Below are 13,285 nucleotides of genomic sequence, written 5' to 3'. Positions count from 1 at the left end.
GAGGTGGCTTCGTCCACAGGCAACTGTCCTCAAGGCGACGCTATCCACAGAACCCCGTTCGGCCCCGCCCGCCCACGCCTACCTGAGGCACCGTACTCCCAGGCCGCGGGCACCCCGCCCGCCACAGTGGAGGCAACGGGATGAACGACATCTACATCACACTCACCGGCAACGTCGCAGCAGAGCCACGCCAATACAGCTTCGACGACGGTGCCAGGGTGACCTCACTCCGGGTGCTCACCACCCACCGTTACTTCGACAAGAGGACCGGACAGTGGGCCGACGGGGAGCGAGTGTGCTTCGCGGTCCGTTGCTGGCGTGCCCTCGGTGACAACGTCGCCAAATCCGTGCAGGTAGGACAGCCCGTGGTCGTCTCCGGCAAACTCCGTATCAGAGAGTTCGGCCCCGAGGGCGACCGGCGCTTCATGCCCGAGGTCGAGGCCAGCTCGGTGGGCCACGACCTGCGCTGGGGCACAGGCGTCTTCGCCAAGCCGGAGCGCGGCGGCGGCACCGGCTCGGTGAGCAAGGAGATGCGCGACCGCCTGGACGAGGAAACCCAGGACTGGGCCATGGGCGCCAAGCCCGCCCCCGACCGCCTCACGACAACCCGGGTGACCGCCCGAGTAGATGCCCGGATGGATGAAGGCTCCGCCCCCCGCGTCGCGGAGGAGCAGAAGCGCGGCCCTGACCGTCCAGCGGAGCCGCTAGACGTCGCCGCGGCCAGGCCGACCGGGCCGGTGCTGGCAGACGAGGTGCTGGCACCGGGGAACCGCACGGCATCACAGCAGAACCACCCGGCTTCACCGCCCCACACGTCCGAGGAGAGCGGCACGTCCGAGGAGGGGCATGCGCCGACTCGCAGCATCGAGGACCAGATATCCGCCAGCGTGCTCGGCACCGGCTCCCGTAGCACCCGCGCCCTCGAAAGCCCCGCTACGGGAGCCGCCACCAAGCGGAGCGGCCCCGCAGCCACCAAGCAGCCCAACACCAAGCATTCCGCCTCTTCACCGAGCGCCACCTCGCCCACCGGTGATTCGTCAACCGATCTCGCACCCACCCACGCCGAGCCAATGGCTGCGGCGTCGATAGGTGCGGTATCAACGGCTGCCGCATCAAGGGGTGCGGCGTCAGCAGATGCCGCATCAACTGGCTCTGCGCCAGGCGCCGGACTAACCAGCACCGCGTCAACAGTTGCGGCGTCAACAGATGTCACGTCAGCAAGGGCGGCGTCGACGCGGTCCCAGTCCCGAGGTGCTCCGTCTCCGGCAGGCAGGAGCGGCGGCGCGACCGTACGGATCCTGGGTGCCGACGACAACGAGACCGAGGCGGAGGACGCTGGTTGGCCGACGGAGGAGCGAGCAGCGGCATAACGGACCAGGAGCGAGCGGCGGTGTAGCGGGCGAGGACCTGGCGGCGCCATAACGGGCGAGGACCGAGTGGCGACGGCGTAGCGGGCCAGCATCGAGCAGCGGCGGCGTAGCGAGCCAGGACCGAGCGGCGGCGTAGCGGGCTCTGCTGCACAACGGCTCACGCATGAGCGGAGCATCGGTCGATCAAGCCGGTGCCCGCTCATGCGCCCGCAGGTGAGAGCGGGAAGGAAGGGAGGGGTCACCGGCCGTACGCGGTGATGCCATGAAGCCCCACGGGGTGGCACCGAAAATTCGGCCGATGGTGTTGCCGGGGTGTCAGATTGCTAGAGCGTCTCTCAGGTCCAGGTCACGCCCTGCACCATGGCTGCTCCTTTCAACACGGTCCACTCGCGGAGTGAGCGGGTCATTCGCCGACTACAGCACGTATGTGGTCACAACGTCAAACGTAGTTGGTTCCCATCGCGCAACGCACACTCCGCAATTAATGTGTTACACATCGTTAGTCAGGGAGGGGACGAGATGGCGGCGACCAGTCACGCCTCGGTCAAGCCTCGCAACGGTGTTTCAACGCTGGCCGGCCGTTGGCCACTGCTCGGACAACGTCGTCCGCTTCTTTACTACCTGAGCGGGATCGTCATCCTGAATCTCGCCGCAACCGTCTTTTTCACGACATCTACCGAACTCCGGTGGCCGCAGCTATTGACGTTCGCCGCTCTCATGGGCTGCGGCGCGGTCTGCATCGAGGCCACCAGGCGTCTGGGCATGCCCGCCGGTGTCTCCCGCGACCTGCTGTCCGCGTGGTGGTTGCCGGTGGCGTTGCTGCTGCCGCCGGTCTACTCGCTGTTCGCGCCGATAGTGCTGCAGGTCCTGCTGCAATGGCGGGTCCGTGCGACGGTCCTCTACCGCCGGGTGTGCAGTGCGGCGGTCATCGGGCTGGCGGCCTGCACGGCGTCCGTGACGTTCCACTGGCTCGTACCCGACTCGGCGGTGCTCTCGCGGGGCAACGGACTCCCGATCCTCTGCGCGATCGGCTCCGCCGTGCTCTTCGCCCTGCTCAACACCATCCTCATCGCGATCGCGGCACACACCGCCAACCCCGACATCTCCTGGCGCGAGGTGCTCTGGGACAGGGAGAACGTGCTCCTTGACGTCGTGGAGCTCTGCCTCGGCGTCACGGTCGCGATCGCCTGCGGGCTCAACCTCGCCCTCTTGCTCCTCGCCTTGCCGCCGGTCGTCCTCCTCCAGCGCAGCCTCCTGCACGCCCAGCTCCAGGCGGCGGCCCGCACCGACGCCAAGACCGGCCTGCTGAACGCCGCCGCCTGGCAGCGAGAGGCCGACACCGAGATCGTCCGCGCCCGCCGCACCGGCGAGACGCTCGCCCTCCTGATCATCGACATCGACCACTTCAAACGGGTCAACGACACCCATGGCCATCTGGCCGGCGATCAGGTTCTCGTCGGCGTCGCGGCCACTATCCGCAGCCAACTGCGCGACTACGACGTGGTGGGCCGCTTCGGTGGAGAGGAGTTCGTGGTCCTCCTACCGCGCGCCGACATCCACGAGGCCCGCCGAGTGGCCGAACGCCTCCGCTACTGCATCGGCCGCATGTCCGTCCCGGCGGACGACGCGATGATCTCGGTCACCATCTCGGCAGGCGTGGCCTTGATGAGCGTCCACGGCGACGACCTGATCGAACTCCTCGCCGCCGCCGACCTGGCGCTGTACCGCGCTAAAGAACTCGGCCGCGACCGAGTCTGCGTCCCCGTCGTCCAACCACCTCCACCCGCCCTCCCTGAAGACCCCGCCGCCTGACATCTTCCCGAAGCCCTCGTCACCTGATCCCTAGTCATGGGCCTGCCGCCTGCCGCCTGCCACCTGGCGTCGTGGCGGGGCTTCGGCGGGCTGCTGCCTAATGTCCTTCTGGGGAGGTCGTCGTGTGGCGTCACACCAGACTTCTGCAGCACGCTGCCTGGCGTCTTCCCGAAGATCCCGCTGCGTGACGTCCTCCCGAAGGCTTCGTCGCGTGATGCCCTCCTGGCGTGACGCCCTTCCTGAAGGCTGCTGCTTGACGTCGTATTGGGACTTTAGCGGGGTGCTACCTGATGTCCTCCTGGAAAGGTTGCCGTGTGATGTCGCGCTCGACCTCTGCGGCCCGCTACCTGGCGTGCTCCTGAAGAGGTCGCCATCTGACGTCGAACCCGCAATCCTCCAGCCCGCAATCTGAGCCCAGCGCCCAAGCCGGGGGCTTTGTATGCGTCCTTCGGACTGTTGCTACACGGCGAGGCAATGCATACACTTCGTCAAGTACGTACTTTACGATAACGTCGGAGTTCGCATAGATGGAGCCGCAGGAGACCGAGTTCGTCGACCGAATGGGTCTGGTCATGGAGCGTTTGGGCGGGACGCGGACGATGGGCCGCGTGTATGCGTGGCTGATGATCTGCGACCCCTCGTACCAGTCGCTCACTGATCTGGCCGCGCAGCTCGACGTGAGCAAGACCGCGATCAGCACGGTGGCCAGACAGCTTGAGGGCGCCGGGATGATCGAGCGTGTTCCCACGTCAAGCCGTGAGCACCGTTACCAGATAGCCGGCGGGGGATGGGAACACGTCCTGAGGGTTCAGCTGGGCGGGGTGGGATTCGGCCTGGAAACGTTGGACTTCGGGTTGTCGATCGTCGGCGAGAGCCGGCCCGACCAGCGAGCGCGGCTGGAGGAGTCTCGGGAGTTCTTCGCCTTCATTGAGCACGACACGAACGAGTTCCTTCTGCGCTGGCAGGACTATCGCGAGAAGTCGGGTCACGAGGATCGGAGCGCTAAATGAACGCGGGAAAGGGTCCACTTCAGCGGCATGCCGATGAGGGGGTGACCTGAACACTTGTCGACATCCTCTACCTGTGGGGATGAGAGAGAGTCGTTCGCCACGGAGAATCCTCAGCGACCACTACGTGAGCGATGGAACCCCTACCTCGGATGCGTAGCGCATGTGCCCTTCATCACGCACCGCCGCGGGACCAACGTATTTCCTCAGGCTCGCGGCATCACCAGGCGACCCACGCACCAAAGCGTGATCCGCTCGCCAACGTACGATCAACGCGCCAGCGAACAATAGCGGCGCTAATGAATAATCAACGCACTTAGGCACGTTAACGGCGCTACTGCAAGATCAACGTATTTCCATATATTTCCGGCATCACGGCAGGATCTGCGCACCACCGCAGGGCCCACGTTCCACCGCAGGACTCACGTACCACCACAGGACTCACGTTCCACCGCAGGGCCCACGTACCACCACAGGATTCACGTACCACCACAGGAGTCACGTACCACCACAGGGCCCACGTACCACCACAAGATCCCGGTACGGCGCTACCACGTCCGTTATCGGCCCCAGGCGTCCTGTGTCAGCGCTACTGAACGTGGCCAGCGAAAACCGATCCCTGCTCTAAGCGCGCCGATGTCACGAAATCGCTCTCGCCGCGCATGTCCACGGAGATCGTCGCGGAGTCCACCGCGACGTCGCGCGCCGGGATCCAGCACGGATGCAGCTGCACGCGTCTTCCCGGCTGAGGTGCTCGCCGCAGCGGGGAGAGACAGGCGGCCGTATGTAGATGGCCGCATCTACCTGACCTCGGGCCGTCCCCGGGTGGCCAGGGAAGTACATCTCGATCTTTCAAGAACTGATCCCCAACCGAAAACGGATCCACTACCAAGGGAGAGGCGATGGCCGACATCGTCGAGAGGTACAACATCCCCAAACAGCACTTCTGGCTGCACGGGCCGCGAGCGGGTCAGCCGGTCGAGTACGACGCCGACATCGGAATGTGGAACGTCTACGGCTACCCGGAGCTACAGGAGGTCCTCGGGGACCCGGCGACGTTCTCCTCCGACACCATGCGGGTGATTCCCAAGAGCCTGATGCCTGCCGCCGAGGAATTCTCGATGGAGGGTTTCATCACCCAGATCGACCCGCCGGAGCACGGCAAGCTGCGCAAGCTGGTCAGCAGCGCCTTCACCCGTAAGGTCGTCGCGGATCTCGAGCCGAGGATCGCCGCCCTCACCCACGAACTGCTCGACGAGGCGCAAGAACGCGGCCAGCTCGAACTCGTGACCGATCTCGCCTACCCGCTTCCGGTCATCGTCATCGCCGAACTGCTGGGTGTGCCCAGCAGCGATCGCGCCCTGTTCAAACAGTGGGCTGATGCGCTGTTTCAGCGCGACGCCAAGATCTCACTCTCCAAGCCCACAGAGGAACAGAACGCGGACATTCAGGCCTCACTACGACCCTGGCATGAAATGTCCGCCTATCTCGCTGGCCATGCCGCAGAGCGCAAACGGCAGCCGCGTGCGGACCTGCTCACCAGGCTGGTGGAGGCCGAGGTGGACGGCGAACGCCTTCCCGACGTCCAGGTGGTCAACTTCGCGATCATCCTCCTGCTCGCTGGACACATCACCACGACAATGCTCCTCGGCAACACGGTGCTCTGCCTGGACGCCTTTCCCGAGCAGCAGGACAAGGTACGGGCTGACCGCGAATTGGTCCCGGCCGTCATCGAGGAATCTCTCCGCTTCTTCACCCCGTTCGCCGCCCTCGGCCGCTCCACCACCCGCGAAGCCGAACTCGGCGGCGTGACGATACCGGCCGACCAACTGATCATGGTCTGGCCCGGACCGGCCAACAGAGACCCTCGGCAGTTCCCCAACCCCGACGTCTTCGACCCCGGTCGCGACCCCAACCCGCATCTCGCCTTCGGCCGCGGCATCCACTTCTGCCTGGGCGCCCCCTTGGCCCGGCTGGAGGGACGGGTCGCCCTGAACATCCTGCTCGACCGGTTCAACCCCCTGCGCACCGATCCGAACGACCCCGTGGACTTCATGCCCGCGCCGACCATGACAGGAGTGCGCCGCCTTCGATTGATCTGACCATTTGCGCGTCGAGTCGCCTGGTCGAAGTGCACAAGCAACTCGTCGAGAACGGCATCCCGCGCGCGCCATCGGTCGGCCAGGGGCATGTCCGGTGAGGAGGGCGGCGCGTCGCGTGTGCCAACGGTCAGTTAGGGGGTTGTCCGGTGCGCCAACGGTCGGCCAGGGGCGCGTCCGGTGAGGGGGCGGCGCGTCGCGTGTGTCAACGGTCAGTTAGGGGGTTGTCCGGTGCGCCAACGGTCGGCCAGGGGCTGTCCGGTGAGCAGGACGGTCGGCCCGCCCTGGACGGGATGCTCGCCGGGATGCCGCGCCCCTGCCACGTTGAACGGCCGGATGGCCACCCCGCGCAGCCCGTGCTGGCGGCTCCGCGCGTCAGCGGTCGGCCAGGGGTGTGTCCGGCGATGCGATCCAGCCGGTGAAGCCGGGTGGGGTGGCCGATCTCACCCGTGGCCTGGCCGATCCGTCGACGATCACCCGTACCAACCCCAAGGAGTTGGGGTTGGTACGCCGATCTCGGGTTGTGGTGCGGCGGACGAGGTCGTCTCCGTGGCGACGACCCGAGTTTGGGATCACGCCGCAGCCGATGGCCGACACCCTGTGGAGCCCGGCCACACTGATCGTCAGGTGGCACGTACGGCTGATAGGAAGAGGTTCCAGACGGCCGACTGCGCAACGCGGCGGTGGACGATGGCGAAACGGACTCTGGTCGTTCACCTGAGCTCTTGGCGGGGATGGGTTCCGGCGCATGAAGCTGGTGTCGGGGATGGGTCCCGACGACCGAGGCCGTCACCGGGCATGGGTCCCGACGACCGAGGCCGTCACCGAGCATGGATCCCGACGACCGAAACTGTCGCCGGAGATCGCCCACTATCCGATGTGGCGCCTGCCGTCTCATGACCGTCCGGTGGAGCGGCGGAAGCCCGGGTCGAGAGCCCCTAAGCTAGATGCCATGCCGGAGTACATCTATACGTTGCAGCGCGTGCGCAAGGCGCACGGCGACAAGGTTGTCCTTGACGACGTCACGCTGTCGTTCCTGCCCGGAGCCAAGATCGGCGTCCTGGGTCCGAACGGCACCGGAAAGTCGACGCTGCTCCGGATGATGGCCGGCCTGGAGCAGCCGTCCAATGGCGACGCCAAACTTATGCCGGGCTTCACCGTGGGCATGCTCCAGCAGGAGCCCCCGCTCAACGAGGAGAAGACCGTCCTGGGCAACGTCCAGGAGGGTGTCGCCGAGACGCTGGAGATGCTCGAGCGCTACAACGCGATCGCCGAGCAGATGGCCACCGACTACAGCGAAGAGCTGCTCGCCGAGATGGGCAAGCTGCAGGACCAGCTTGAGCACCGCAACGCGTGGGACGTCGACAGCCAGCTCGAGCAGGCCATGGACGCCCTGCGCTGTCCGCCGCCCGACGCCGATGTGACCACGCTGTCCGGTGGTGAGCGCCGCCGTGTCGCCCTGTGCAAGCTGCTGCTGGAGGCCCCCGATCTCCTGCTGCTCGACGAGCCCACCAACCACCTCGACGCCGAGAGTGTGCAGTGGCTGGAGCAGCACCTGGAGAAATACGCGGGCACCGTCCTCGCCGTCACCCACGACCGCTACTTCCTCGACAACGTCGCCGGGTGGATCCTGGAGCTCGACCGCGGCCGCGCCTACGCCTATGAGGGCAACTACTCCACGTACCTGGAGGCCAAGACGCAGCGCCTCAAGGTCGAGGGGCAGAAGGACGTCAAGCGTAAGAAGCGGCTCGAAGACGAGCTTGAGTGGGTCCGCTCCAACCCGAAGGCCCGCCAGACCAAGAGCAAGGCGCGTCTGCAGCGCTACGAGGAGATGGCGGCCGAGGCCGACAAGCACCGCAAGCTCGACTTCGACGAGATCCAGATCCCGCCGGGCCCGCGTCTCGGCACCACGGTGATCAGGTCCGAGGACCTCACCAAGGGGTTCGACGACCGGGTGCTCATGGAGAAGCTGACTTTCGACCTGCCGCGCAACGGCATCGTCGGCATCATCGGCCCCAACGGCGTCGGCAAGACCACGTTGTTCCGCATGGTCACCGGCAGTGAGACGCCCGACAGCGGGTCGATCGTCGTCGGCGACACCGTCAAGATCTCCTACGCTGACCAGAGCCGTGGCGGCATCGACCCGAACAAGAACGTCTGGGAGGTCGTCTCCGACGGGCTCGACCACATCAAGGTCGGCAACGTCGAGATGCCGTCCCGCGCCTACATCGCGGCGTTCGGCTTCAGGGGGCCCGACCAGCAGAAGAAGGCCGGCGTTCTGTCGGGCGGCGAGCGCAACCGCCTCAACCTGGCGCTCACCCTCAAGCAGGGCGGCAACGTCCTCCTGCTCGACGAGCCCACCAACGACCTCGACACCGAGACGCTCTCCTCGCTGGAAAACGCGCTCCTCGACTTCCCGGGCTGCGCGGTCATCACCTCGCACGACCGGTGGTTCCTCGACCGCATCGCCACGCACATCCTGGCGTGGGAGGAAGGGTCGAACTGGTTCTGGTTCGAGGGCAACTTCGCCGACTACGAGAAGAACAAGATCGAGCGCTTGGGCGCGGACGCCGCCCGCCCCCACCGGATCACCTACCGCAAGCTCCACCGCGACTAACTTCTGCCCCGGCCGGGAGCGCACGAGTTTCCTCGACACTCCCGGCCCCGGACATCTGCGGTCATCAGCGGCCGGACGCCTGCGGTCATCAGCTGCCGGTGAATCTTGGCGGCTCGTCCGCCGTACGGGACCGGGGTGTGTGTCGTTGGAAGTGGTCGGGCGTTTCTGAGGTGTGTCGACCCGCGCGGTCAGGCTCGGCTGGCGCGCGAGGACGGCGGGCGGGCCGGGCTCGGGCCGCCCGGGGTGTGGGTTGTTGGCGGTGACGGGCTGTTTCCGTTGGTTTAGGCCTAGCCCGGTGTGTCGCGTGCCCCGTGCGGGGCGTGTGCCGCTGGACGTGGCTGGGCGTTCTCTTACCTGTTACGGCAGGCCCGGTGGGCCCCACCCTCTGTGCGTGGCTGGGGTCTGTCCAGGGGCACGCTCCTCCGGTGGAGGTGGCTGAGCGCCGTGACGTGCGTATAGTCGGCCGTCTGGGTGCTGAACCGACCCCGTGGATGCGACGCTAGCCGTCTACGAGGCGGCAGGCGCCAGCGGCATCCTGGCGAGCTCGGCGGACAGCTCGGTCGTCTTCGGCCTCCTCTGGTCGGCCACGCTTCGCCCCCAGGGACGGCCATCTTGGGCATCCCGAATGCGGCCATCCCTGCGGCCATCCCTGCGGCCCGGGCGGTCGTCGCTTGGCCCGCCGAGGGCGGTCGGCCTTCAGCCGACTTCAGGGGGGCTGTCAGCCTTCGGCCGACTCTAGGGCGACGGTGACAGGGGTGCGGGAGGGTCGGCGCCATGGGCCGTTGAACAGGACGATCGCCGGTATGAACAGGATCAGGCAGCCGAGCGAGATGAACAGCCAAATCTGCCAGTTCGTGGCCTCGACCACCCGAGGGATGACGACCAGCCCGATCACGGCGATGCCCTTGGTGAGGAACCCGAACAGCCCCCAAGCCGTGCCCTGCAGCCGCGGGTCGGCGTCCTCCGCGTCCTCGGAGTAGTTGGCCATCCAGGGTGCGTACGCCACGCCGAGCGAGCCGCCGAGCAGCGCGCCCACCAGCATGAGTGTGCCCGTCGAGACGCTTTCCTGCCCGAGCGAGACGGCGAGGTAGGCGGTGACGAGCACCGCGGCGATCGTGCCGCCCAGTGAGAACGGCTTGCGCAGCTGTGTGCGGTCCGAGAGGCGTCCGGTGATGATCAGTGTGATCAGGTTCAGGCTCCAGAACGCCGCCATGATGGTGGACGCCTGAGCGGTGCTGATGCCGAGCGCCCCGACGAGCATCGTCTGCCCGAACAACGACAGCGTGAGGTAGAGCACCAGCCAGAGCGAGATCCCCACCACGTGCGCCCAGATGTTGCGCCTGGCGAACAGCGAGCGGAGGCGGGCCGGCTGGCTCAGGTCGACCACCTGGGTGGCGGCCTGTTCGGTGTGCTGGATCCTGGCCCGCAGCTCGGGGGAGAGGTCGGCGATGTTGAAGGCGATGACGAACGAGATCACCAGCGAGAAGCAGCCCATGATGACGAACTGCGAGCGCCACGAATCGTGGAAGATCGGCAGCGTCCAGCCCGCGATGGCCGCGGCCAGGAAGTTGGCGCCGACCGGTCCCCAGGTCCAGAAGCCGAACGCCTGCGCCCGGCCGAGCCGCGGCGAGAAGTCGCGTACCAGGGGCGCGGTGCTGGCCATGGCCACGCCGTCCACGAACGCCAGCAGGATGCGGGCGAGCAGCAGGTCGCGCGGACTGTGCACGAGCGTCATGACGAAGCAGCACACGGCGGTGAGCATCATCAGGGGAACCAGCAGCCGCACCCGGCCGAGCCGGTCGGTGAGCCGTCCGCCCAGGATGGAGGCGATCGCACCGGCGATGGCGGCGGCGCCCGACACGGCGCCGTAGGTGGCCAGCGTCATGTGCAGGTCCTTGAGCAGCAGCGGGACCACCGGCGCGATCTGCGCCTCGTAGGACCCGATGAGGATGGCGAGCACGGCCATCGTGAGGATTTTCATGCGCCGGGCGCCGGTGGGGTACTCGTCGAGTTCGCGGACGTAGGACAGTCTCATGACTCGCCTCTCTCGTCGTACAGGCCCCCGTCATGAGTTCTAGAAGGTAGCTCTAGAATCCATTTCTGAAATGCTGCTCCTCACAACGCCCCACGTCAAGAGTGCGGGACGCTCCGCTAAGATCTAGAATCGAATTCTAGGAAGGGAGTCAGTGTGGACCTGGAACTGGACGGGCTAGAGGTGACCTTCGATCACACGGCCGTGGCGGCGCCGCGTATCCGGGACCTGCTGCCGATCTATCGCGACCTGCTCGGGGGCCGTCACCTGGGCGGCGGTGGCGATAACCGTTCGAGCGGCTACCGCACTCTGCAGCTCACCTATGAGGGCGGTGGCAAGGTCGAGTTGATGGAGCCGCTGGCCGGTTCGGACTTCTTCGACAGCTTCTTCGAGCTGACCCGCGGCAGAGGCGGCGTCCACCACCTGAACTTCCACGTCAACGACCTGGACGCCGCCGTGGCCAGGCTGACCGAGCGCGGCTACCGGCTCCACGGCCTGAACGTCCGGGACCAGCGCTGGCGTGAGGTGTTTCTGCATCCCAAGGAGGCGCACGGCGTGCTGATCCAGCTGGCCCAGGCGGGTCCCCGTGACACGGAGCACCGGCCGTCGCTGGACGACGTACTCGACGGCCGTGGCCGCAACGGCAACGGAATCCCCAGCCCTTGAGGTTCGCCCGAATCCAAATCTAGAGTGTCATTCTAGAACTAGATTGGGGAGGCTGATGAAGCCCGCACCGAGGCCCACACCGGAGACGCAGCCCTTCTGGGACGGCACGGCGGCCGGAGAGCTCAGGATCCAGCGCTGCCGGGCGTGCGCGCGGCACTACTTCTATCCACGGCCCGACTGTCCGCACTGCGGCTCCGCCGACGTGGAGTGGGTGCGGGCCAGTGGCCGCGCGACCCTGTACTCGTACGTGATCAACCACCGTCCCGCGCCCGGCTTCGAGGACGACGGTCCGTACGCGATCGCCGTCGTGGAGCTGGCGGAAGGGGTACGCATGATGACGAACGTCGTCGGCGTCGAGATCGTCCCCGAGAACCTGCCGCTCGACCTGAGCCTCCGCGTGGTCTTCGAGCGGCGCGGCGACGTGTGCGTGCCGCTCTTCGAGCCGGCTGAAGAGACCGGCCGGAGCGATCGTGAAGAGACTGGCCGTAGCCACTCTGGAGCCACCGCATGAACCCGGCTGGAGCCACCGCATGAACATCGTGATCGCCGGCGCGGCCGAGACCGACGAGGTGGGCCGCCTGCCGTACCACTCGACCATGGGACTGCACCTGGAGGCCGCGCGCAACGCGCTCGCCGACGCGGGGATGACCAAGGACGACATCGACGGCCTCGCCACCGTGGGCACGCCGGGGCCGGTACAGATCGCCCACGCGCTCGGCGTCACCCCCGCCTGGCTCGACGGGACCGGCGTGGGCGGGTCGTCGTTCCTCTTCCATGTACGGCATGCGGCCGCGGCGATCCGCGCCGGGCTCTGCCACACCGTGTTGATCACCCATGGCGAGTCGGGACGGTCCCGGGTCGGCGCGGCGCGGTTCGGGATGGGGGCCGACTCGCTGCTGGGGCAGTTCGAGCTGCCGTACGGGGTGGCGGGGCCGCCGACGCTGTTCACGCTGACGGCGCTGCGGTACATGAAGGAGACCGGGCTCACGCACGAGCAGCTCGCCGAGGTGGCGGTCGCGCAGCGGCGGTGGGCACACCTCAATCCGCGCGCGATGTACCGGGAGCTGATCACGGTCGAGGACGTGCTGGCGTCTCGGCTGGTGGCCTACCCGTTCCACCTGCTGGAATGCTGTCTGGTGACGGACGGGGGCGGCGCGCTGATCGTCACCTCCGAGGATCGGGCCAGGCGTGAGCCGGTCCACCTGCTCGGCTCGGGTGAGGCGGCCGACTCGCCGATCATCTCGCAGATGGAGGACTTCACCTCGTCCAAGGCATTCCGGCTGTCGGGGGAGTCGGCCTTCGCCGAGGCCAAGATCTCGCATGAGGACGTGGACCATGTGATGGTGTACGACGCGTTCGCGCACGTGCCGATCTACGGGCTGGAGGATCTGGGCTTCGTCGGGCGGGGGGAGGCGGGGGCGTTCATCGCCGAAGGGCACACGTCGCCGGGCGGTCGGCTGCCGCTCAACACCAACGGGGGCGGGCTCTCGTACACGCATACCGGGATGTACGGGATGTTCGCCATCCAGGAGGCGGTCCGGCAGCTCCGCGGGGAGGCCGCCGCCCAGGTGCCGGGGGTGGAGGTGAGCGTGGTGCTGGGCAACGGCGGCATGTTCGCCACCGCCGCCACCTTGGTCCTGTCGAACCGGCTGCTATGACCGACCCGGCCCTGCCGAACCGGC

At 67.2% G+C, this 13,285-nt stretch carries 9 protein-coding genes; 8 read left to right on the top strand and 1 reads right to left on the bottom strand.

Translation table 11 applies throughout. From position 1 onward, the window contains the following. Positions 1–140: 140 nt before the first annotated feature. From AB0B64_RS36530 to ettA, 5 genes are all read left to right on the top strand, one after another. Entirely contained in the window at positions 141–1,370 is a 1,230-nt protein-coding gene (locus AB0B64_RS36530; protein ID WP_358183223.1) for a single-stranded DNA-binding protein, read from the top strand. Positions 1,371–1,889: 519 nt separating this feature from the next. Next, on the top strand, positions 1,890–3,182 hold the full coding sequence (locus AB0B64_RS36525; RefSeq protein ID WP_357953589.1) for a GGDEF domain-containing protein: 1,293 nt from the start codon (positions 1,890–1,892) through the stop codon (positions 3,180–3,182). A gap of 527 nt (positions 3,183–3,709) precedes the next feature. Further along, positions 3,710–4,192 (top strand): MarR family transcriptional regulator, encoded by a 483-nt coding sequence (locus tag AB0B64_RS36520; protein WP_358183218.1) that lies wholly within the window; start codon positions 3,710–3,712, stop codon positions 4,190–4,192. 899 nt (positions 4,193–5,091) lie between these two features. Next, a complete protein-coding gene (locus AB0B64_RS36515; protein WP_358183214.1) occupies positions 5,092–6,291 on the top strand; it encodes a cytochrome P450 in 1,200 nt (399 codons plus the stop codon). Positions 6,292–7,240: 949 nt separating this feature from the next. After that, the gene (gene ettA, locus AB0B64_RS36510; protein ID WP_225292519.1) at positions 7,241–8,905 is read left to right on the top strand and encodes an energy-dependent translational throttle protein EttA; all 1,665 of its coding nucleotides are present in this window, start codon (positions 7,241–7,243) and stop codon (positions 8,903–8,905) included. Positions 8,906–9,623: 718 nt separating this feature from the next. Here the strand turns inward: ettA and AB0B64_RS36505 are convergent. After that, positions 9,624–10,940: an MFS transporter gene (locus AB0B64_RS36505; RefSeq protein ID WP_358183211.1), complete on the bottom strand. Its 1,317-nt coding sequence runs from the start codon at positions 10,938–10,940 to the stop codon at positions 9,624–9,626. A gap of 153 nt (positions 10,941–11,093) precedes the next feature. On the opposite strand from AB0B64_RS36505, the gene AB0B64_RS36500 reads away from it, so the two are divergent. From AB0B64_RS36500 to AB0B64_RS36490, 3 genes are read left to right on the top strand one after another with little or no spacing between them, the layout of a single operon-like run. Further along, the gene (locus tag AB0B64_RS36500; RefSeq protein WP_358183207.1) at positions 11,094–11,603 is read left to right on the top strand and encodes a VOC family protein; all 510 of its coding nucleotides are present in this window, start codon (positions 11,094–11,096) and stop codon (positions 11,601–11,603) included. Positions 11,604–11,658: 55 nt separating this feature from the next. Next, the gene (locus tag AB0B64_RS36495; protein WP_358183203.1) at positions 11,659–12,114 is read left to right on the top strand and encodes a Zn-ribbon domain-containing OB-fold protein; all 456 of its coding nucleotides are present in this window, start codon (positions 11,659–11,661) and stop codon (positions 12,112–12,114) included. A gap of 19 nt (positions 12,115–12,133) precedes the next feature. Beyond that, entirely contained in the window at positions 12,134–13,261 is a 1,128-nt protein-coding gene (locus tag AB0B64_RS36490) for a thiolase (protein WP_358183200.1), read from the top strand. The last annotated feature ends 24 nt before the right edge of the window (positions 13,262–13,285 follow it).

This window comes from Nonomuraea sp. NPDC049129 (assembly GCF_040648495.1).
Classification (GTDB): domain Bacteria; phylum Actinomycetota; class Actinomycetes; order Streptosporangiales; family Streptosporangiaceae; genus Nonomuraea.
This window is presented reverse-complemented; position numbering and strand designations above follow the sequence as displayed.